Below are 22,516 nucleotides of genomic sequence, written 5' to 3'. Positions count from 1 at the left end.
CTTGTAAAAATTAAATTCATGAAATACTTCTTCTACTTTCTGCTGCTGTTGTTGCCCGCCAGCCTGCAAGCACAAACCAAAGCTGTGAGTGCTAAAGATGCGCTGGCAAAAACAGGCAAACTCAGCAGCATTATTGACAAAACCGGTTATGAGTTTACCAAAACAGAAGGCGGCATCTACGTTACCAAAGTAGAAGGCAAACACAACAAAGAAATTTACATTATTGCTACCGAAACGGAAGGCATGATTGTGCTGTTTAGCATCGTAAAAGAAAAAGCAGGCCCAAGTATAACAACCGCACAATTCAAACAGTTGCTGAAACTTTCCCTCGACCTCGACCGCATAAAAGTAGGGTTGGATGATGAAGATGAAACACTGATGGTGCGGGTAGATTTCAGCAGCCGTACCATTGATGCCGAAGAACTTACAGAAGGCCTTGATCAGATTGGTGTGGCTTCCGATGAAGCCTTTGGTATTATCAATAAAAAATAAACCGCCGCCGAGATTGCTATGCATTTGTTTGCATTGATAACCTTGTTCAAAAACAGAAGTGCCAGCAATTAAACCAGCGTAAAACAAATACCTTTACATGGCTGCCTTTCACCAATTGAAAGGCAGCCATTTTTATGCTGAATTGTTTTTTATTGGCCATACAACGCACAGCTCTTTCAGCAGTTTTTTGTTTATCCTTTTTTTGCAGTGCAGCGCAGGAACAGCCCAAAAAACCAGCCCCCCTTTTTAGTAGTGATTCTATTTTGCACATACAATTGAAAGGCCAGGTAAAACAGTTGCTGAAAGACCGGGACGACAACAATCAATACCACGATTTACTACTGATACATGAGCAAGACAGCATTCAGCTAAAGGCACGTACAAGAGGGAAGTTTCGCAAGAATCCTGAAAACTGTGGCCTGCCCCCATTGCTGCTCAACTTTCCCAAATCGGCTATACCTAAGCAGAGTGTGTTTGCCAAACAAGACAAGCTGAAGCTGGTTCTCCCCTGCCAGCAAGGCAACTATGTAGTAAGAGAATATGTAGCATACAAAGCCTATGAAATAGTGGCCCCTGTTGCCTTTCAAACAAGGCTGGTACACATTACACCGGACGACGAAGCACTCAGCGGAAAAAACAAACAACCATTAACAGGTTTTCTCATAGAAGCCGACGAGGCATTGGCCAAAAGAGTTGGCTGTATGCCCATGAAAGATGCTAAACTGACCGCCATTAGCACACAGGCAGAGAGTTACTTTACCATGGTATTGTTTCAGTACATGATTGGTAATACCGATTGGTCGGTAGATTTTGAACACAATATTTTATTGATTGGTAAGCCTGCCGAACGGCCCATTGTTGTGCCTTTTGATTTTGACCAAAGCGGCTTGGTGGATGCACCTTATGCAGTACCCTCACCAGAGCTGCCCATACAATCTGTTCAAGACAGGCTGTATCGTGGTGTTTGTCATCCCGAGTGGCCCGTGTTTATGAAAGTGGCCAAACGCTTTCTGGAAAAAGAAGTTGCCATACGTGCCATTTTTGCCAATGCCGAAGGCGTAGATGGCAGTTTTAAAAAAATGACCAGCCAGTATCTCGATGTGTTTTTTGAAGAGCTTCGCAGTGAGAAAAATGTGGCAGCCATTTTTGCCAGCAACTGCAATGCCGAGCAAAAAAAACTTATCAAAAACTTTGTGTACTAGCAATCGGCCAGGCTAATGGGAATATGAATGGCCAAACCACCGTCTGCGGTTTCCTTGTATTTACTGTTCATATCCAAGGCCGTTTCCCACATGGTTTTTATCACTTTATCCAAGCTTACAATTCCAAAGTCGGGAGTACTTTGTAACGCCAGTTGGCAAGCCGTTATCGCTTTAATAGCACCCATGGTATTGCGTTCAATGCAAGGCACTTGCACCAATCCACCAATGGGGTCGCAAGTAAGGCCGAGGTGATGTTCCATCGCAATTTCAGCAGCCATCAGTGTTTGTTTTTGCGAGCCGCCCAACGCTTCCGTGAGGGCCGCTGCAGCCATGGCACTACTCACCCCAATTTCTGCCTGGCAGCCACCCATGGCAGCCGAAATAGTAGCGCCTTTTTTGAAGATGCTGCCAATTTCGGAAGCAGTCAGCAAGAAACGGTAAATCTTATCTTCCAAATCTGCACTGCTTTCTTTGCCGTTGCAAAAAGCAATATAGTACATGAGCACAGCGGGTATTACACCAGCAGCGCCGTTTGTTGGTGCGGTTACCACACGGCCAAACGCTGCGTTTTCTTCATTTACTGCGAGGGCAAAACAACTCACCCAATCCAGCGTGTATTTAAAATGATCGCCACCAGCCCTGATGGCCAGTAGCCAGCTGACAAAATTGGAGTACGATTGCTGCGCCAACAGCTTTTTATTGAGGTCGGCAGCACGGCGTTTTACCTGCAGCCCACCGGGTAAATACCCGGCAGTGTGACAACCGCGGTACACACAGTCACGCATGGTGTGCCAAATGCGCAACACACCTTTTCGGGTATCCGCTTCGCTGCGCCAGGTGCTTTCATTTTCTTGTACTACTTCCCACACAGGCATACCGGTTTTCATGCACCAGTGGCGTAGTTCCTCAGCTGTATTGATAGGAAATGGCAATACCACGTTTGTTGCATTTGTGCCGGCAGTTTCGCCTTCCTGCACTACAAAACCGCCGCCAATGCTGTACCAGGTTTCGCTGTATTGTTCGCCTGTACTCAGGCTGTACAAAAATGTAACTGCATTGGGGTGAAAGGGTAAAAATTCATTGGCCAGAAAAAGCAAATCATCGGCATACAAAAAATCAATTTCCTGCTGACCACCGAGTAGTAATTTTCCCGACTGTTTGATGTGTTCAACTTTAGGATTAATACTGTTTACGTCAATGGTTTCTGGGTCTTCGTTACACAGGCCCAGCAAAATAGCCACATCGGTACCATGGCCCTTTCCTGTTTTGGCCAGTGAACCATACAGTAATACTTGTACGTTCTGCACAAATGCAAGCTGGTTGCGTTGCATCAGCCCCTGCACCACCCGCTGTGCGGCCCGCCATGGGCCAAGGGTATGGCTGCTACTTGGGCCAACGCCTATCTTAAACATATCAAATACCGAAATGGCTTCGTGTGGCATAGCAACAATTTTCTTGATGGCTCAAATGTCTGTAAAAAAATATGGCACGCCGCAGCATGCCATATTTTATCAGTAGAAATAAATGATTAGTTGAAGAAATCAACCAAGGTCATTTCGAAATACAATGGCGAGTTGGCGGGAATATCGCCACTGGCTTTGCAACCATAGCCAAGGGCACTGGGCAATACCATTTTAATGGTGCCACCTTTACCAATTAAAGGCAACGCTATTTTCCATGCCTCAATAAGGCCGCTGAGTTGAAAACCGGTGCGTCCGGGATTGGTTTGCTGATCAAACACTTTATCGTCTAGTAAAGTGCCTTTGTAGGTACAATAAATGACACTGGTGTTGGTAGGCCTGCCAGTACTACCGGGGTTGATAATTTGATAGTACAAACCACGACTATGCTTGGTAGCTGTAATGCCTTTTGCTGAAATGAAAGCCTGAATAGCAGCTTCCTCTTTTGAAGGATCCTGCACCTGGCAGCCAGTAGTAGAAGACTTGGTACAACCTGCCAGCAATAGAGCAGCCATGGCCACAAAGGCAAATGCGTTAAGCGTTTTCCTGAACATCGTTTTCATGCGTTTCCTGATTCTTGTTTTCGTTTTTTTGTTGTTTGTGCAGCAGTTCTTTGTATCGCTGCTCCTGCTGATCCCATTGAAATTTTTTGGAAAACACAGCAAAAAAAACAGCGATTAAAAGCACTGCGATGTACAACACCCAGGGATTAAACTGGCTGTTGGCAATCATATCGGCCCGCTTGTACCAACCCGAAAAAAAGTTAGCCATAATAATGGCACCCAGCAATAAACCAAAAGGCAAGCCAACGGCAAGCTGATAGAAGAGCTTTTTTTGGCGATCCCTGTTTTTGGCCCAGTAATCCAGGAACATTTTTTCTTTGTCGGTGAGCATGTCGGGGGCAAAAGTAGTGGTTTGGCAATGCCTGCCCACAAACTGCTGCACGGGCTGTAAAAAAACATCCAATTTTAAGAAATGATTTAGCCCTGCCTGCCACTGCTTTAGATACCCCAAGCGTTTGGCAAATGCTTACATTCGCAATCAATAAAAAATAGCAACGTGACCGTAGAACAACTGATTACCCTTTTTGTGTACCAGCATGGTGAAATTTCGCTGCAAGGCATTGGCCAAATCCGGCTGCTGGATGCAGTACCCGATGCAGAATACATACAGAAAAACAAGTCAGTTCCCATTACAGGCATTGAGTTTAAGCATCTAAAAACTGCGGCTACCTCTCCTGATTTTATCCGTTTTTATGCCACCCAACGGGGCAAAATAGCCAGCCTTGCCGAAAATGATATTGAGGCTTACCTGAGCATGGCAGTACAGTTTCTCAACATTGGCAACCCCTTTGAAATAAAAGGCTTGGGGGCTTTGGCAAAAAATAAAGACGGCGTTTTGAGTCTGACACCCGGTTATTTTTTGGCCATTAAAGCTGAAGAAGCCATGGGCAAACTAAAAGAACGCCACGTAGAAGACCCGGCACACCATGGCCCCGGCGCTGCTTACGATGAAGAAAAACGCAACCGCATGTCGCCGCAAACAAAGGGCATTCTCGCTATTGTTTTGTTGGTATTACTGGTAGTTGTGGGCTGGTGGATGTACAAAGCATTTGTAGCCACTCCGGAAACTGCCAGCACCGAGAGTTTGAGCCCTGTAAATACCGATACACTTGTTACCCAGCAGGTAGATTCTGCTGCCACCACACAGCCAGCCCCTGCCCTGCCAGACAGCCTGCAGCTGCGCAACTGGAAAGTGATTTTCAGGGAAACAAGCAATGTGAAAAAAGCCATTGTGCTCAATCAGTTTGATACGCTGAAGCAACAGCTGAAAACACCCGTGTATCTCGAAACAACCGACTCCGTTCGGTTTACCTTTTATACTTTGTCGAGCAGTGCGGTAAAAGACACAGCACAACTCCGCGATTCGTTGCGCCGGTATTTCAAACGCCCTGTGAGGTTGCTACCAGCGCAGTAAATGCTTACGCAAAATTGACATCGGCATGCGTAGCAAAACTGGTATCCTGAGCATCGTTTTTTTCGCCCTTTTGCTGGGCGATATTTTGGGCAATGCCTTGCCCAATGAATGGCTGCATCTTATTTGCAAGCCATTGCTCATGCCTGTTTTAATGATGTTGCTGTTGCAATCCGAAGCAGTTCGTTATCATGCGCCGGCTAAATGGATGGCAGCAGGTTTATTTCTCTCCTGGCTGGGCGATGTGCTGCTCATGAAGGGTGAACAACCTTTGTTTTTTATGGCCGGATTGGGCAGTTTTTTATTGGCGCATATTTTCTACATCGTTTACTTCAACAAGCTGCGTACTATTTCTTTTGGCCAGTGGGCCAAAGCCTATTTCTGGGTGCTGATTGCCGTGCTACTCTATGCGGTGTCGCTGTTTGTGCGGCTCAAACCTTTCTTGGGCGACATGTTTATTCCAGTGTTGTTGTACACTGCGGTTATTACCAGCATGCTCCTGCTGGCACTGGCTTTGCGTGGACAATTGCCCGGTAAAGTGGCGGTAAAGTTTGGCGCTGGTGCGGCTTTGTTTGTGGCTTCTGATTCTATTTTGGCCTACAACAAATTTGCTGCCGCTGTACCACAGGCTGGCTTGCTTATAATGCTTACCTATGGCGTAGCACAGTGGTTGCTGTGCATGGCCGCAGTAGAAACGGCGAGGTATTTTACCAGAAAACAGAATTAAACAACTATAGCTTGTAATCTGCTTCTGCAAAAGACTAGCGTTTATTTAGCGGATTCATGTAGTTGCATTGTTACTTTCTTTTTCTTGAAAAAAAGAAAGTAACCAAAGAATCCCGATAGCTATCGGGATCAAGGCAAACCCCATGCCTCCGGCTTCCCGATAGCTATCGGGATTGCCCAGCCAACGCCTCCCCCAGTGGAAATGCAAGCAGGTTAGTTAGCTCGTCTATAAATTGAGCCGAGCAAATTGAAAATTCAACTTGCTATTCTGAGTATACTTATCGCTCATTTCTCAGCCATGGCTAACAGCTGCTCATGCAACTGCAGCACTTGCGGTATCAGCATTTCCTGTTCGTTGTTGGTAATCACTGCATCGCAGAGTTTCATTTTCACGGTCTCGTCTATTTGCCGGCTCATGCGGGTGAGCACTTCCTGTCGGCCGAGGCCATCCCGCTGCATTACCCGCTGTATGCGCAAGGCCTGCGGGGCATACACGCCAATCATAAAATCGATATCGGTAGCAGAGCCGCTTTCAAAAAACAAAGCGGCTTCTTTAATGGCATAAGCTGTTTGTTGCTGCTGCAGCCAAAGCGTACCGTGTGCTATAACTGCAGGATGAACAATGCTATTAAGCAATTGCGTTTTCTCAGGTTGCTGAAAAGCCTGCGCTGCCAACCAGCTGCGGTTGAGTCCCGCTTCATTGTAGGCTTCAGGACCAAAAGCAGCAATGATGTTGGCACGAAGCGTAGCATCGGTATTCATTAACTGCTTGGCTTCGGCATCGGAATAGTACACGGGTATGCCCAGTGTTTCAAAAATGCGGGCCACAACAGATTTGCCCGAACCAATGCCTCCTGTAATGCCGACCCTGAGCATAATTGTATGTTAGTTACGGCGTTGTTCCTGCGTTACCGAATCTTCCTGCATGGGTTTCATCAGGGGTTCGGATTTGTCTTTTTTACCAAACACACTCACATTCACGTAGCGTTTGGGATGCAGGCGTAAATCTTGCATCAGCAGGTTGAGGCTATTAACAGTAGAGTTGAGGTTGTTGTACAATTTCTTGTCGTTGAGCAATGAACCTACTGAATTGTCCTGACTGTTAAGTTTGGCCAGCGTGGCTTTCAGGCTTTCCATGGTACCTGCCAGTTGGTCGAGGGTTTGCTGCAGGTTCAGCTGGCTCAGCTTTTGCGAGGTCGTTTCCAGATTGCCTACAATGCTGTTGATTTTTTCTTTGTTGGCAGCGAGAGTACCAGATACCTGTTCGAGGTTGTTGGCCGTTTTGGCAATGGAACCGTTTTGTGCATCCAGCATGGCATTTACCGAAGCAATAGTGGTATTCAGCTGCGCCGTTGCCTGACTCAGGTTAGCCACCACATCCTGAATATTGGCCTGAGTGCCGGGCGTCATTGTTTTGTTGATTTTGCTGGCCACTGAATCCAGCGAGGTCAGCAGTTTATCCAGTGCAGCCTGCGTGGGGCCGAGCTTATCGAAAATACTGCCGAAGAAACCGGGGGTGCTTTCGCTCAGCAAAGTATCGCCGGGCACTAAGTAAGTTTTGGCATCGCCTTTTACAATTTCGATAGAAGGCGTACCCAACGGGTTGCTTTTGATATGCGCCACAGAATTGGCGGGCACTTGTATGTCTTCGGTTAACCGAATGGTGATGAGCACCGCATTCAGGTCGCGGTCGGCGGGCACTATTTCATACACATTGCCCACATTCAACCCTTTAATCACAACCGGGTTGGATGCCTGCAAACCGTCTGTCGATTCAAACTTTGCGTAGAAGTATGTAGCCTTTTTCAAAGGGTTTCTACCCTTCAAAAAGTTGAAGCCGAGAATGAATAAAGTAATGGTAATGGCTGTGAGAGCTCCTACCTTGGTTTCGTTCGATACTTTGAATGCCATACGGCAAAATAAACACAAACCACTGTGAACCACATAAAAAAAGGATGCAAGGCTAAAAACCTGCATCCTTTTTTAACGAGTATGGAGGCTTAGTTGCCCGTACCAGTGCCGCCGGGTATACCGCTGGCAGCAGGCTGACCTACGCTTTCCAACATGGCCTTGTATTTTTTAACCGCATTTACGATAGCCCTGGCCACTTCTTTCTGGCCATCCAAACTGGCGAGATAGGCTTCTTCATCGGGGTTATCTATAAATCCGGTTTCTACCAAAATTGACGGCATTTGCGTGGCTTGCAGTACCCAAATGCCATCCCAGTCGCGTTGCATAACGCCCCAACTACGGCGGCCAGTGGCAGCAAATTCTTCTTCTACCAACGAGGCCAGTGTCATGCTTTTCTGAAAGAAATATTTGGTATACTGTGCAGCACGAATACGGGCTTCCACCGGATCCATCTGCATCATTTCTGTATCCAGCGAATCGTTTTCGCCCATGTCATAGATTTCTGATTTATTGCCTACGCTTTTGAGCTTGAGGTTGTACCAGTCGCGGGCCAAAATGTAGGTTTGTGTACCGCTGACCGTGGCGGGTAGTTTGTATTTTTCATACACGGGCACGGTTCTTTTCTTGGCTATTTTCTTACGTTTTTTACCCTTGCCACTATATACGTAGTAGGTTTCTTCCTTAGTACCCACCTGCTTGCGGCCATATTTCTGGTTGGCCAAAGTGGCATTGAGGTGAATGGAAATAAACAGGTCGCCGCCACTCTTGTTGGCATAATCGGCCCGCCAGCGGAGTGCCGCAGGTATAGACGTCTGGTTGCCCGGCAGGCGGTCTTCTTCACGGGTCATCAGTACATTCAAATCAGGAATTTCCTGCTTCATTATTTCCCGCACCTGCAGGCTTATTTCCAATGCCAGCAAGGCCTCTCTTGAGAGGCTGCCTCTGGCGCCACCATCGTGCCCGCCGTGGCCGGCATCAATAATCACCGTTTTTAATGGCGGCTTTTGGTTGGGTGTTTGCCCATCTTTTCCACTGGCAAAACCTACCACAGCACACAGCAACCCAGCCAAAACCCATGTTATTCGCAGCATTATATCCTTTTTACACTTTAGACAATTCTTCACAGGGGCGTTCATCTTAAATCTTACTTTCGCTAACCCATTATTTATGAAAGCCACCAGTCGTGAAAATACCGCAAATGTACTCCGTTGCTTTCTATGGTTTTTTCCACTTTTGTTTATAACGTGTTACAGTTTTGGTCAGGCATCTAGCAACGGGAGAGTTACCGATAGTTTAACAAAAACAACCACTGCCGATACTACGAAACGCATTCCCGGCAAACCCACGGTTACCACCAAGACAAAAGACAGCCTCATTACCAAAATTGATACCTTTTCGTTGCCGGTATCGGCCGATAGCCTCGATGGGCCCGTGAGCTACGAAGCGGCCGACAGTGGTGTGCTCGATATTCCTGGCCGCAAGTTTTTTTTATACGGCAAGGCACATACAACGTACAACACCCTCGACCTGAAAGCAGGCCGCATAGAAATAGACAATGGCAACAGCACGGCCAAAGCTTATTTTGTAAAAGATACTGCAGGCAAAGTACTCGACCGGCCGGTGCTGAAAGATGGCGACATGGAATCGGAAAGTGATTCGATGTTTTACAACTTTAAAACACAACGGGGCCTTACCAAAAGCACATATACCAAGCAGGGTGAAATGTTTGTGTTTGCCGACCGCATTAAAAAAATTGATGCCCAATCTTTTTATGCCTCCATGGGGCGGTTTACCACCTGCAACCTCGATACGCCACACTTTGCCTTTAAGGCCCGTAAAATGAAGTTGGTAAACAACAAGTGGGCCTACAGTGGCCTTGCCTACCCAGAGTTTGAAGGCATCCCCATGCCCATTGGTTTGCCATTTGGTATTTATCCACTCAGCCAGGGCAGGCACTCAGGTTTGCTGGCACCACAGTTTACCGCTACCGAAAGTTTTGGCCTCGGCCTCGAAGGGCTGGGTTATTACAAAGTGCTGAACGACAACTTTGACATGACCGTTCGTACAAACATTTACAGTTACGGCGGCTATGCCATCAACATGAGCCCCACTTACAGAGTTCGCTACAAATACAACGGCGGGGTGCGGTTTAATTTTCAAAACACCCGCATCAATTTCAAAGGCGATCCGGACTACGTCAATACAAAAACGTTCAACTTTTCGTGGAACCACAGCATGGATAGTAAAGCCAGGCCGGGTACCAACTTTAGTGCCAACGTAAACTTTGGCAGCACCCAATACAACCGGTTTATACCCAATAATAACCAACTCAACTTTACCAACCAGATTGCATCGAGTATTCAATACTCCAAAACCTGGGGCGATGGTAAATACAACATGAGTGTAACGGGCAACCACAGCCAAAACAACCAGACTGGCCAATACAACGTTAGCCTGCCCAACCTCAACATGACGGTGAACACTTTTTATCCTTTGCAGCAAAAAGAAAGTGTGGGCACCGCCAAGTGGTACGAAAAACTGGGCATTGGCTACAGTGGTCAGGTGCTCAACCAGTTTTCTTTTTTCGATAGTGATAGCCCCTATCTGAAATACAACCTACGTGAAATTATTGACACCATGCAATGGGGCGCACAGCATCAAATTCCCATTAGTTTGGCACTGCCTGCACTTGGCCCCATCACCGTATCGCCATCCGTTACATTTAGCGAAAGATGGTACGGACAGCAAGTACTTTTAAGCTGGAACGAAAGCGGCAAAAAAGTAGATACCACCGTAACCAAGGGCTTTTATGCATCCCGGGAAATGAGCTTTGGTATGGGTGCACAAACAGCCATTTTTGGTACAGTAAATTTTGGTAAAGAAAAACGCATACAAGCCATCCGGCATGTGATACGCCCATCTATTAGTGCCAACTACAAGCCCGACTTTGCCCGCAAAGACCACTACACGGTTCAAATAGATTCGAACAAAAACACCGACAGGTTTAGCCTTTACCGCGGCTCTGTGTTCAATGCTTTTGGCGAAGGCAAATTTGGAGGCCTGAGCTTTGGTGTGCAAAACAACCTGGAGATGAAAGTGCGGGATAAAAAAGACACCTCCGCAGGTGCTACCAAAAAAATCAGGCTGCTCGATAACCTCTCCATCAACTCGGCGTACAACTTTATGGCAGATAGTTTGCAGCTTTCTCCCTTCAGTATTTTAATGAGTACTACCTTGTTTGAAAAAATAAACATCACCGGTTCTACCAGTGTTGACCCTTATCAAACAGACAGCATTGGCCGACGCATCAACAAGTATATGTGGAATGCCGAAAAATTTGCACTGGGCAGGTTTACCTCCGGAAGCTTATCCATCGGTGCTTCTTTTCAGAGCAAGAAAAAAGAAGATGCCAACAAAGAAGGAGCAAAGGAAACCAACGATGATTACATTACGCCGGATGAGCAATTGCGACAGCAGGAATACATTCGGAGCAACCCTGCAGAGTTTGCCGATTTCAACGTACCCTGGAGCCTCACCGTGGCTTACGCACTTAGCTTTACGCAGCAGCGCAAACCCGATTATAGTGGTTTTACCACCAGTACTTTTCAGAGTGTAAACCTGAACGGCGACTTTAACCTGACACCAAAGTGGAAAATGGGTGGCAGTATGTTTTATGATTTAACCACCCGCAAGTTGCAAAACCTCACCATGTTTTTAAGTCGTGAGTTGCACTGCTGGCAACTATCCATCAACATAGTTCCGGTGGGTTTGTACCGGTCATTCAACATCAGCATCAATCCAAAGTCGGCTATACTGCGAGATTTGAAAGTGAATCGTACCCGCTTCTTTTACAACTAAGCATGGGCGGCTATCGCATTCCACATTACATCGTACACTTCAGCCTTTACTTCATCGGCTGTTTTACCCGCAACAGGTATGGCAGGTAACAATTCCATTTCTAAAGGTACGGGCAGCAAATAAAAAAACTGACTGGGCGGCAAAGCCTTTGCTGTATTGCGAATGATGACTGGAATAATGTCTTTCTGCGTTTCTACCGCCAGCTTGAAAGCCCCGTCGTAAAAGGATTTGAGCGGTTGCCCGGTACGGTTGCGGGTTCCCTCAGGGTACACGGCCATGTTCAGTTTTTCTTGTTGCAGTACTTTGCGCATGTCGTCAAAACTGCGCTTGCGGCTGGCATCACTTTTACGGTCTACCAATACCGAACCACGGGTGTACACCCAACCAAAAAGCGGTATGCGAGACATGGATTTTTTGGCGATGGTTTTATTGGGACCGGGAAAGAAAGGCGTCAGCAACGGCACATCTAAAAAAGAAGAATGGTTGGCCGTTACCACATATTGCTTGCTGCTGTCGTAATGCTGCTTGCCTTTAATGCGCATGGGGCAACCAATGGCATACAGGTAAATGGTCATCCAAAACTTAGACGTGTTTTTGAACACCATAAACCCTCTGGGATCTTTAATAAAAAAAGACAACGCAATGGGCCACACAAATATGAGCAGCGTGGCAATGAAAATAACGAGCCCCCACAAAGCCCATATCCGGGCAAATATTTTCTTCATCATACTACACAATATTATTCCGGCAATTTCCAATCGATGGGGTCCAACCCTTGTTTCATGAGGTATTCATTGGCCTTGCTGAAATGCCTGCAACCAAAGAAGCCTTTATCGGCACTAAACGGGCTGGGATGCGCCGCCTTCAACACCTGATGTTTGGTGCCATCTATCAATACCTGTTTGTCTTGCGCAAATTTTCCCCAGAGCATAAATACCAAACCGGTACGTTCGTCCGACAATTTTCTAATGACAGCATTCGTAAATTCATGCCAGCCAATTTGTGCATGGCTGTTGGGCTCATTGGCCCGCACCGTCAATGCCGCATTGAGCAACAATACACCTTGGCTAGCCCACGTAGTAAGGTCGCCATGCGCAGGAATATCCATGCCAATATCCTGACGCAGTTCTTTGAAAATATTACCCAGCGATGGCGGGGCTGTTACTCCCCTTGGCACACTAAAGGAGAGGCCCATCGCCTGCCGTGGCCCGTGGTAGGGGTCTTGCCCAATGATGACCACCTTGACTTTATCGAAAGGCGTTAAAGCAAAGGCGTTGAAAATTTGGCTGCCCGGCGGATAAATGGTTTTGCCTGCTGCCCGCTCCGTTTTGAGGTGCAGCACAATGTTGTGGAAGTAAGTTTTGCCAAACTCATCTTCCATGCGTTGTTTCCAGCTATCGGCTATTTGTACATCCATGTGCAACAAAAATAGCAGAAAGCAGCTACGAAGCTATGCGGTAAAAACTCAGGCAGCAGAAGTAGCAAACTGATGGTGTAAATGGCAGGCGGCTAATGCTGCGCCAATCATTTGCATTTCGGCAGGGGTTGGCTGCACGGCTTCGAGCACACTAAACTGCAAATGCAACGATTGCTCATTGGTCAGTACCGCTTCTACCTGCTGGCCCTGCTGAAAGTCAATGCTGAAGCTTTCACCACCGCTGTGCTGCACCGTCCACTGCTGCTTGTTTTTGTGCTGGGCATGTAGTTGAAACAAAGGTGACCCGTAAGAATTGGCCACCGTAATGAGATGAGGATTGAATAACTGATGGCGCAGCTGAATAAGCTCGTGGTACGGCGATGCAATGCGAACGTACTGATCGGCCATGTTCAGCTTTACTTCAATTGGTTCGTCCGACAGCGGACTTTTCAGATGGAAGACGTTGTACTGTGCCATGGCCTAAAACTACTGGGCGAATGTTAAGATAATGTTACCAACCGCCTGATTTTTTGGTACAGGTTTTCCACAGTTTTCCTTAAAAATTGTAACTCACTCCCGCCACCAATGCCCGGCCCATACCGTTGATGCCGCTACCATGGGTACGGTAATCTTCGTTGCTGATATTGTGCAGCGACAACTTCACACCGAACGATGAGGCTTGATATCCGGCATGCATATTCCACAGCATCCAGGCGGGTGTGCCCCCCTTTGGAATGCGGTTGTCCTCTTTATCACCCTGTGCCAATCGTTGTTGTGCAGCCGCCCATTGGTGCTCCACTGCAACGTACCATTTGGATGCCTGATACAGCAGACTGCTAAAGCCATTCATGGGTGGAATGCGACGCATGGGTTCGCTGCGGGTGAGGTTTTGCCCGTACTGATACGCTACATAACTCTGTGCCCGTAGTTGTTTGGTAATTTGATATTGTGCACTAATTTCAAAGCCACGTACAAATGCCTGCTGATCGTTGGTTTTGATATACACAGGATATCCTTGTATGGAATCTGTTCCCCTGCGTACCCTGCTGATGAGATCACTGATGTGCATGTAAAAGAAAGTAGCCGATGCCTGCAAACGCCTGCCAGCAAAGCGATAACCGAATTCAACGTTGCTGTTTTTCTCGGGCTTCAAATCGTAAGCGGGCACTTCGTATCGAAAATCTACTAGGCCCAATGTGCCCATATCATCCAAACCCGGTGCACGATAGCCATTGCTGAAAGATGCATACACTATATGCTTCGGGTTGATATTGTACAACAAGGAAGCATTACCCACCAACGAAGCCGGCGTCAACTTCACCGCATTTTCTTTTGGCTGACCGGGCAATTGTGTAATAGCACCGGGCAAACTATTGATGAAATGATTGTAGCGAAGTCCGGCTTCTGCCACCCACTTTCGCCAACGGAAATGATGTAGGCTGTACGCAGAAAAATTATCCTGCACAGCAGCATCCGGATATAAGCCCCGTTCGTTAAAAACGCTGCTACCATTAGTGCGTATTCTACTGCTGCGAACTTTATCGCTGTACCATTCTATACCACTGTTGGCTGTCCACCACTGGTTGAAACTGCTGTATACTTCAGCCGTAGCACCTACACTATTCACTTTGTCCAGTTCATCATAAAAATTGGCATTGCCATTGCGGTTGTATTGGCGGCCTTCTTTGCTGTATTTATACAAAGCAGTAAAACTGGCTTCATTTACCAAACGCATACCCGGCTTCCAGTTGAGCCTCGCATACGATACCTGCATCACCTGTGGTGAAAAGCGGTAATAAGCAAAGTTTTCCAACTTCACCCGATGGTACAATGGCACGTGCCGCTGCACTACCTGCTGACTCGACACAATCAATTCCGTTTTATCAGAGAGCTGCATTGCCATCTTTACATCCCAATCTCTTTCGTCATAACCCGAAGGACGTTGCACTCCCGTTGTATCGCCCCCTACCAAATCGCCAAACTGCCGAAACGTGTAGCCTGCTTGCATCATAAAATGATTACTGCTATAAGCTGCGGAAGCTCGGCCTGTATATTCCATGTCTTGCGTGGTAATACGCCCGGTGGCATTGGCGTGCCAGATTGGTTTTGCTGTGTAGTCTTGTTTCTTTGTCAACACATGAATTACGCCACCCATAGCATCACTACCGTACTGCACACTGCCGCTTCCCTTCAGCACTTCAATCCTATCAATGCTAAATGCATCTATCAGATTGAAATATTGATTAGGGCCAAAACGAAAGCTGGCATTGTTGAAACGAATGCCATCAATCATGATGAGTGTTTGATTGCCCGTGAGACCACGTAAAAAAGGTGAGCCGCCGCCATGATTGGTCTTTTGCACAAATACACCTTGTACGTAGGCCAATGCTTCGGGAGTGGTACGGGCCTGCTGCATTTGTTGTGCTGGTTGTTGCAGCACTTCAATGCTGTAGGGCGTTTGGCTGCGTTCACGGGCTTTGTGTGTAGCACTCACCACCACCTGTTGCAGTGTGCTGTATGTAGAATCTTTTGCATCAACGCTCTGTTGTGCAATACTCGTTTGCGCAGCCAATGCTGCTATAATCATTAATCCTGTTCGCTGCATGAATTATCGTTTGGTTTTACCCGAGGCCTTTGCAGGCAATGGTTGCTTCACATTGGCTTTTTCTTTTTCTTTTTCTTCTTCCTCTTCATCGCTCCATACAAATGCACTGCGGCGGGGTGCTGGCATCACACTATTTTCTCCCTTCACCGCTTTCCAAATCACTTCGCTGAATGCCACATCCGGCGCCATGTCTTCTTTCGAAAAATCAAATGTTTCACTCAGTTTGGATAATGCATTTACTTTCTGATTCTTTTCATTCAAATCAACATTGGGTGCAATGGCAGTGAATGCTGTTGTATTGGCTTGTGGTGTAAAACAACGCCACATGGGCATGGCAGCCGCATCGTACTGACTCATGGGTGGCAGCCCCAAAATAAGCTCGATGGTACGCAACATAGAAGAAGTAGAATACATGGTATGATCTACATAACTCCGTTTTACGTGAGGGCCTACCACATAGGCGGTAGAGCGGTGTGCATCCACATGGTCGGGACCGTTTTGCGCATCGTCTTCCAAAATGAATACCACTGATTTTTCCCACACCGGGCTTTTGCTCAAATGTTCAATAAACAAACCCACGGCATAATCATTATCGGCAACGTGAGCAAAAGGTGTTGGCCGGCCTACACGCAATCCTTCTGTGTGATCATTGATGAAACGAAGTGTATTCAACTGTGGCAGCGAATTGGCCGCTACTAATGAATCGAAATCGTGGCGCCACTGATAAAATCTCGTTGTATCTCTCACACTTTCGTCCCAGCTGGTGAAGTTGGCACACACCCTGCCCACCAACGCTGGAATGTTTGGCTGACCATCATCGGCAAACTCGCCATAGGTGCGGTAACTGATGCCTGCCCGCAAGCAATGATCCCAAATGAAACCACCACGGGGATGCGCAATGGTTTTCTGTCCTTCAAAATCATAGGTACCGCCACGGCCGCCATAGCTGGTGGGCCAGTTTTTTTCGGTGTAATCATTGGCATACGCAGCCGTGCTCCAGTTGTGGCCATCGGCACTTACTTCAGCATCTACATAAAAGTTATCGAGCAACACAAACTGCTCAGCCAACGCATGTTGGTTAGGGGTAATTTTTCTACCAAACAATACCAGCGATGTATCGCCATTGCCTTGTGGTAAATCGCCCAATACCTGGTCGTAGGTTCTGTTTTCTTTGATGATGTAAAACACATGCTTGATGGGTGATGCATCGCCAACTTTCATGGGAATGGGATTGCCAGGTTCACCTGCTGCCATTAATTCTTTCAGTTTGGTATAAGGTGTGTTGTCGTACACCTGTTTGGCCATCACTTTCAGCTGTTGTGCATCGGGTTCAGGAATAATACTGAGGGTACCTTTGAACAAGCCGCCAATGTATTGCACTTCCTGTGGCTTTTTGGCATCGCCTGCCTGATAGGTAACGGCCTGCTTACGCACTGCAGGATTGGGCCCGTAAGGATTGGCGAGTGAAGTAACGCCCTTGCCATTGCTGACGAAGAGTTTCTTCCCTACAACTTTCACACTGGTAGGATACCAACCGGTTGGGATAAACCCTTTGCTGCGGCTCTCTCCTTTTTCTTCCACATCAAAAACGGCCAGGCAGTTGTTGTCGGCGTTGGCTACATACAAAGTGGTTTCTGTTTCATTCAATGCCATACCATTGGTAGTAGAACCATTGGGCGCATTGGGATACAAAGCGGTGTTCAACACTTCTACAATAGCAGTCGTTGCTGTTTTAATAACAGCCACACTATTGTCATTGGCATTGGCCACATACAAATACTGACCGTCTTTAGTCAGCAGCAATTCATTGGGGTTATCACCCACGGCAATGCGGCTGATTTCTGTTTTGGTTTGCGTATCCCAAATCAACAACCTGTCTGCCCCCCACAATGAAATGTAGAGTTTCTTTCTATCGGGACTCAGCAAACAGGTATACGCTTTCGCACCCAATGGAAACTGCTCCATTTTCTTGGTGGCCAAATCAATAATGTACAAGGCATCGTTTTCTTTGGTCACCACGTACATCAGGTTTTTGGCTTCATCCAGATCGAAACCAGCAGGTGAAATTTTGTTGGGCCATTTTTTACCTAGCAAAAAACTATCAGTCAACTGCAGTTGCTTGTTTACAATATTGTACTGCACAATGCGGTTATCGTTACCACCCGATGCATACAACTTTTTGCCATCGGCACTAAAGTGTAAACCATACCAACTCTTTGGAATTTCTACGCTGTGCAATACTTTATCATTCACCGCATCTACGAGCTGAATGGATTGCACACTTTGTCCGTTGTTGGTAACGGCCAGTAATTTCTTGTCGGGCGAAACCACCACGTTCAACGGCAAATCGCCGAGTGGGAGTTGCTTACCTGCAGGCGTGAGTGACCAGCCATTGGGCAAGGTTACTTTTTTTGTTTGTGCCTGCGCTACTCCGGTAGTACCCGGCAGTATGCCCAACAGCAATGCAGCAAAGAGTAAATGTTTCATATCACAGCAATTGTATGTTTCCCGAAAAATTATTGACCACCTGTTTTATAATGCTCCACCCGTTGTTCACCGGCATCATCCATCTTGGGTCCTTGCTGAATTTTACGCCAGTCGATGGGTTGCTTGTATTTCTCCATGGCCTTGTCCCAATCGAACACCCGCTTGTCGGGCAATACCAAATCATAAGGTGAAAAATCGGGTATGTTGGTAAAGAAATCGCTGAGCAAACTGGCCGTAACATCATACTGATTTACATACGGCACGCCCAAAATATTGTACATGGTTTTAAGAATGGTACCGAAGTTGGCATGCGTATGCGACACATGGTTTTTCTTGACATAAGGACCCGCCATCATGAGGATACTGCGGTGACCATCCACATGGTCTACACCTCCCTGCGGATCATCTTCCGTTACAATCACCAGCATGTTTTTCCAATATGGAGTTCTGCTCAAAAAATGCAGCATTCTACCTAGAGCCAAATCATTGTCGGCCATGTAAGAATGTGTAAATGGATAGCCGTCTTCGGGCCTTGGTCTGGCACCATGATCGTTGGGCAACATCACCGTAAGCAATTGAGGCAAACTATCCTTTCCGTTCAACCATTTTTTGGTAAACTCTTGTTCAAATTGTTTCATCCGAAACTGATCGGGAATGTTGGTGTTGTAGCCGGCAAAGTTGTGAGAGGTTCTGGTCCACAAGGCGTTTTGCATGGGCACCATTACCAAGTGTGCAGCACCAGTGGCAGTGTCATTCCACTCTTCCCGTACATGGGCTGTTTCATTGGCCTGACCAAAGTTGTAAAACGAAATGCCTTTGCGTTCCAATGCTTCCCACAAGCCGCCAATTTCGGCATAATCTTCGGGATCAATACTTCCGGTACTACCCGGAAAACGACGGCCCGGTGCATTCGAAAACAGCTTTGCCGTTTTGCTCACACTCGAGTTGGCTTCCACCCATTCGTTGGGAATAACGCCCACCATCCAATGATGCCCATGAATGGAGGCATCGCTATCGCAATAAAAATTGTCGCTGAATGCAAACTGGCTGCCAATGCGTTTGTGATTGGGCATTACGTCTACATTGTACAACGAATCTGTTTTGGTTATAATGTTGACACCTGTACCAAACCGGGCCAGTGTAGCATCACCTTTTGCCCTGCTCATTTGGCCAAACACTTCATCGTAGGTACGGTTTTCTTTACTGATGAAAACAATGTGCTTGATAGGCGTTGCACCCAAACCCGGCAATGCAGGCAGCGGTGTATTCGCCACCTGACTTACCGGAATTTTCTGATACGTATTCTGAATGGCTTTTGTAGTGTAAGCCTTCAATTGCGCTGCATCGGGCATAGCAATTTTTTGAAAAGTAGCCAATTGAATATCGCCCACAAAAGTACCCTGTGGCGGTGCTACAAAGTTTTTACCACCGTTAGGTCCCGCACCATAACCACGGCAAGAAATCACGTACAGGTATTGCTGCTCTTTGCTTAGCAGCACTCTTGTCGGTCCCCAACCAGTGGGCAGCAAGCCCTTGGTGGTTTTGCTGGCAATGTCTATCACTGCAACAGCATTAAAACCCAACAGTGCTACATACAATGTTTTTTCATCAGCACTCATAGTAATACCGAAGGGCAACAAACCGCGGTATTTATCCAACAGCGGGTCTACTTTAATATCGATATGGTCAACGATTTTTCCCTTGCGGTAATCAATCACCGAAATGTTGTCGTTGGTAGCATTGGTTACATACGCATATTGCTTGCCCATCACAATTGAGTTGGGACTGACACCGCCAATCACTTCCGCATCTTCCACCAGTTCACCAATCAGGTGGCCGGTCTTTAAGCGATGTGTTACTTTATTAGTAGCCAGGTTAATGCTGTACACACTCATGGCTTCCGGCGCATTGGGATCGCCTACGCCTGGAATTTCTTTTCCATCAATGATGGTGCCTTCTTTTGAAGCTTTTGTGTTGTTGCCGTAAGGATGATAGTCAATCATTTTCTCATTGGCATTTTCAGGTGTAGCACCTTTTACCAACGGATAACTATACATGCCCACATTGGCTACCAACACTGTTTTTTTATCTGGCGAAATGGCCAGACCAAAAGGCTGTCGGCCGGTTTCAATTGAAGCCGTGATTTTCTTGTTGGCCAAATTAATTCGCACCAAACGAAAATTGCCTCGATCCAACACCAGCAGCTCGTTGTTGGCTGTATTAAAAATCAAATCGCTGGTAAAGCTGTCGTCGAATGTTTGTCCTGCAAACACGCCGTTCAGCGAAATGGAATCTACTTTTTGCAGGCGTTTGTAATCGTACACAATGACAGCGCCGTTATCGCCACCACTTAAATACACGAGGCTTTGTGTGGGATGAAATGCTACTCCCAAAAAAGAACCATTGCTCAACGGCGATGGAATCTTACCAGCATAATCGGGCACACGGGTGGCTTGCATCGATGCAACATCAATGATGCTGAACACACCATTGTGCAATGTGATGACTGTTTTGCCATCGGGCGAAACAGCCATACCAAACGGATCATGCGTAATGCGAATGGTTTGACCCACGGGCGTTACATAGCGGCCACTGGGCAACACAGAAAAGCCGGCTGTATCAATTTTGGCATATTGGTTTACACCGGGCACCGACAAGATGAACGGATTGGATTGTGCAGCTGCCTGCGCATACACAGCAAGCAATACAACAGAGGCAAGAATTCTAAACATGGCGAAATTTAGGAAAGAAAAAAACAGCCTGCATCAAAAGCGACGCAGGCTGCAAAACTTGTGTGATAATTATTGGGCAATCCAGGTGCGGGTGTTGATATCATCAGCACCCTGACGAGTTACCGCTTCGGCACGGAAAGTGCCATTGAGTGATTGCTCACTTTGCGGATAAATGAAACGCACAGGCACTTTGTTATTGTTCAGGTTGTTGGCGCCGGGTACAATTTCAGGTTTCCCGGTACGCTTCCAATCGTGCCATCCTTCCAAACCGGTGAAGTACAAGGCCACCCATTTTTGCAAATAGATTTTATCGAGTTTTTCTGTACTGGTGCCGGTGTACGCTACTGTAGTTTGCGTGTAGTAGCTGGCAGGCACATCAAGGTTGATGTTGTACTGCACTGGCACCAACGACTTCCAGTAAGCCATGTTGGCATCGATACCATTGCGATAAAAAGTAGCAGCATCACCATTTGTAATCATGCCTTTCTCTCTTGCTTCTGCCAAAATAAATTGCAACTCAGCATAGCTCATGAGTACGGCACGTGCCGCTGCAGGATCGGGCACAGCCTGTCCGTTATCGTTGCACACCAGACAAGCAAATGTGTAACCTACACGAGATACTCCTTGGGGGCCACCATTGTAGTTCAATGCTTGAACATCGCCCAAGCCATTGGGAATACCTTCAATCACCGGCGTGCCAGCCGCTACTGATTTTTGTGAAGGACGACCAAACACCGCCAAACGTGGATCGGCCATTGAAGACAAACGATCGGCCAATGTTTTGCTCACCCGAAACTCATCGAAGCTACCCACACGGGTGCCGTACAGCGGCCATTGGTTGGGTGCTGCGGCCAGGTACTTCATTTCTGCATTATCAGCATTGCTCATAAATACAGGATACGTGTTGGCATCGTTGAGAATCGCCTGCATATCTGCATTCACGTTTTTCTTTTTCGACAACCGCATCAGCAAACGCAAACGCAGTGAGTTGGCGAGTTTCCGCCATTTCAAATTGGCAGATGCACCACCTCCATACAGCAAATCGCCAGAGATGGTATTGGTGCTGGCAGCCAGTATTTCGTTGGCCTTTTTCAGGTCAGCCAAAATGCCGGTGTAAATATCTTCCTGCTTATCATACTTTGGTTGATACAAACCGTCTGTTTTGGCTTTGCCGGCTTCGCTGTAAGGAGCATCGCCATAGGCATCGGCCACCAGACTAAACATCCACGATTTCAAAATCAATGCAACACCGTGGTAGGCATTTTTATTATCGCCACTCACCTGTGTCAAAATATTTTGCAGGTTGCGGTAGTTGCCATACACACTGTTCCAAACACCGTTTTGCTCGTTCCAGAGATAGCGGTCTTCGTTTACAAACTGAATTTTAGCATGGTATTGCACCACAATATTGCCAATGCCCCATGCATCACTCACCTGTTGGTTCATGATGTTGCGGATAACGCCACTCAACAGCAAGTCTGGCGTTACTTGTGTAGGCACGTTGGTATCGGTATTGATGCTACGGAAATCTTTATCGCAACCGGTAAGCGTGGCCGCTACCAAGGCTACTGCAGTCATCATTTGTACAAGTTTCATATTCGTTGGGTTGATCTTCTTGTTAGAAATAAAAGTCTTCATCAATCTGCTTGCGT

Annotated in this window: 18 protein-coding genes; 5 read left to right on the top strand and 13 right to left on the bottom strand. The window is 46.9% G+C overall.

The features are described from left to right. The first annotated feature begins 18 nt into the window (after nt 1–18). Nucleotides 19–492, top strand: coding sequence for a hypothetical protein (locus V7Q13_RS01175; protein ID WP_333798847.1), 474 nt, complete (start codon nt 19–21; stop codon nt 490–492). Nucleotides 493–755: 263 nt separating this feature from the next. Continuing rightward, nucleotides 756–1,694 carry a hypothetical protein gene (locus tag V7Q13_RS01170; RefSeq protein WP_333798846.1) on the top strand — a complete coding sequence of 313 codons (939 nt, stop codon included), beginning with the start codon at nt 756–758 and terminating at the stop codon, nt 1,692–1,694. Here the strand turns inward: V7Q13_RS01170 and V7Q13_RS01165 are convergent. From V7Q13_RS01165 to V7Q13_RS01155, 3 genes are all read right to left on the bottom strand, one after another. Continuing rightward, nucleotides 1,691–3,136, bottom strand: a complete 1,446-nt coding sequence (locus V7Q13_RS01165; protein ID WP_333798845.1) for an L-serine ammonia-lyase — start codon at nt 3,134–3,136, stop codon at nt 1,691–1,693. The two genes, V7Q13_RS01170 and V7Q13_RS01165, sit on opposite strands and share 4 nt — an antisense overlap. A gap of 86 nt (nt 3,137–3,222) precedes the next feature. After that, nucleotides 3,223–3,717, bottom strand: a complete 495-nt coding sequence (locus V7Q13_RS01160) for an FKBP-type peptidyl-prolyl cis-trans isomerase (RefSeq protein WP_333798844.1) — start codon at nt 3,715–3,717, stop codon at nt 3,223–3,225. Next, nucleotides 3,689–4,120, bottom strand: a complete 432-nt coding sequence (locus V7Q13_RS01155) for a hypothetical protein (protein WP_333798843.1) — start codon at nt 4,118–4,120, stop codon at nt 3,689–3,691. Before V7Q13_RS01155 ends, V7Q13_RS01160 begins: the two co-directional genes overlap by 29 nt. Before the next feature lie 93 nt (nt 4,121–4,213). Here V7Q13_RS01155 and V7Q13_RS01150 point away from each other — a divergent pair, with 93 nt between their 5' ends. Further along, nucleotides 4,214–5,131: a hypothetical protein gene (locus V7Q13_RS01150; protein ID WP_333798842.1), complete on the top strand. Its 918-nt coding sequence runs from the start codon at nt 4,214–4,216 to the stop codon at nt 5,129–5,131. Between the two features lie 25 nt (nt 5,132–5,156). After that, nucleotides 5,157–5,855, top strand: coding sequence for a lysoplasmalogenase (locus V7Q13_RS01145; RefSeq protein WP_333798841.1), 699 nt, complete (start codon nt 5,157–5,159; stop codon nt 5,853–5,855). Between the two features lie 284 nt (nt 5,856–6,139). On the opposite strand, the gene coaE is transcribed toward V7Q13_RS01145, so the two are convergent. The 3 genes from coaE to V7Q13_RS01130 all read right to left on the bottom strand — a co-directional run bounded on the left by coaE (nt 6,140) and on the right by V7Q13_RS01130 (nt 8,856). Further along, entirely contained in the window at nt 6,140–6,730 is a 591-nt protein-coding gene (coaE, locus tag V7Q13_RS01140; protein WP_333798840.1) for a dephospho-CoA kinase, read from the bottom strand. A 9-nt stretch (nt 6,731–6,739) separates the two neighbouring features. Continuing rightward, the gene (locus V7Q13_RS01135) at nt 6,740–7,765 is read right to left on the bottom strand and encodes an MlaD family protein (RefSeq protein WP_333798839.1); all 1,026 of its coding nucleotides are present in this window, start codon (nt 7,763–7,765) and stop codon (nt 6,740–6,742) included. Between the two features lie 89 nt (nt 7,766–7,854). Then, nucleotides 7,855–8,856 carry an N-acetylmuramoyl-L-alanine amidase family protein gene (locus tag V7Q13_RS01130; protein WP_333798838.1) on the bottom strand — a complete coding sequence of 334 codons (1,002 nt, stop codon included), beginning with the start codon at nt 8,854–8,856 and terminating at the stop codon, nt 7,855–7,857. Nucleotides 8,857–8,998: 142 nt separating this feature from the next. Between V7Q13_RS01130 and V7Q13_RS01125 the strand changes: the two genes are divergently transcribed. After that, entirely contained in the window at nt 8,999–11,623 is a 2,625-nt protein-coding gene (locus V7Q13_RS01125; RefSeq protein WP_333798837.1) for a putative LPS assembly protein LptD, read from the top strand. Here V7Q13_RS01125 and V7Q13_RS01120 read toward each other — a convergent pair. The 7 genes from V7Q13_RS01120 to V7Q13_RS01090 form a co-directional block, all read right to left on the bottom strand. Beyond that, on the bottom strand, nt 11,620–12,351 hold the full coding sequence (locus V7Q13_RS01120) for a lysophospholipid acyltransferase family protein (RefSeq protein WP_333798836.1): 732 nt from the start codon (nt 12,349–12,351) through the stop codon (nt 11,620–11,622). The two genes, V7Q13_RS01125 and V7Q13_RS01120, sit on opposite strands and share 4 nt — an antisense overlap. Before the next feature lie 11 nt (nt 12,352–12,362). Continuing rightward, the gene (gene ung, locus V7Q13_RS01115) at nt 12,363–13,040 is read right to left on the bottom strand and encodes a uracil-DNA glycosylase (protein ID WP_333798835.1); all 678 of its coding nucleotides are present in this window, start codon (nt 13,038–13,040) and stop codon (nt 12,363–12,365) included. 48 nt (nt 13,041–13,088) lie between these two features. Next, nucleotides 13,089–13,517, bottom strand: a complete 429-nt coding sequence (locus tag V7Q13_RS01110) for a hypothetical protein (RefSeq protein ID WP_333798834.1) — start codon at nt 13,515–13,517, stop codon at nt 13,089–13,091. Between the two features lie 79 nt (nt 13,518–13,596). Continuing rightward, nucleotides 13,597–15,645 carry a TonB-dependent receptor plug domain-containing protein gene (locus tag V7Q13_RS01105; RefSeq protein WP_333798833.1) on the bottom strand — a complete coding sequence of 683 codons (2,049 nt, stop codon included), beginning with the start codon at nt 15,643–15,645 and terminating at the stop codon, nt 13,597–13,599. A 3-nt stretch (nt 15,646–15,648) separates the two neighbouring features. Then, nucleotides 15,649–18,132: a bifunctional YncE family protein/alkaline phosphatase family protein gene (locus tag V7Q13_RS01100; RefSeq protein ID WP_333798832.1), complete on the bottom strand. Its 2,484-nt coding sequence runs from the start codon at nt 18,130–18,132 to the stop codon at nt 15,649–15,651. Nucleotides 18,133–18,161: 29 nt separating this feature from the next. Next, entirely contained in the window at nt 18,162–20,864 is a 2,703-nt protein-coding gene (locus V7Q13_RS01095) for a bifunctional YncE family protein/alkaline phosphatase family protein (RefSeq protein WP_333798831.1), read from the bottom strand. Nucleotides 20,865–20,933: 69 nt separating this feature from the next. Beyond that, entirely contained in the window at nt 20,934–22,460 is a 1,527-nt protein-coding gene (locus tag V7Q13_RS01090) for a SusD/RagB family nutrient-binding outer membrane lipoprotein (protein WP_333798830.1), read from the bottom strand. Nucleotides 22,461–22,516 lie beyond the last annotated feature (56 nt).

This window comes from Phnomibacter sp. (assembly GCF_036803085.1).
Taxonomy (GTDB): domain Bacteria; phylum Bacteroidota; class Bacteroidia; order Chitinophagales; family Chitinophagaceae; genus Phnomibacter.
Note: the sequence above shows the minus strand (reverse complement) of the source record. Positions and strands in the feature narration are given on the sequence as shown.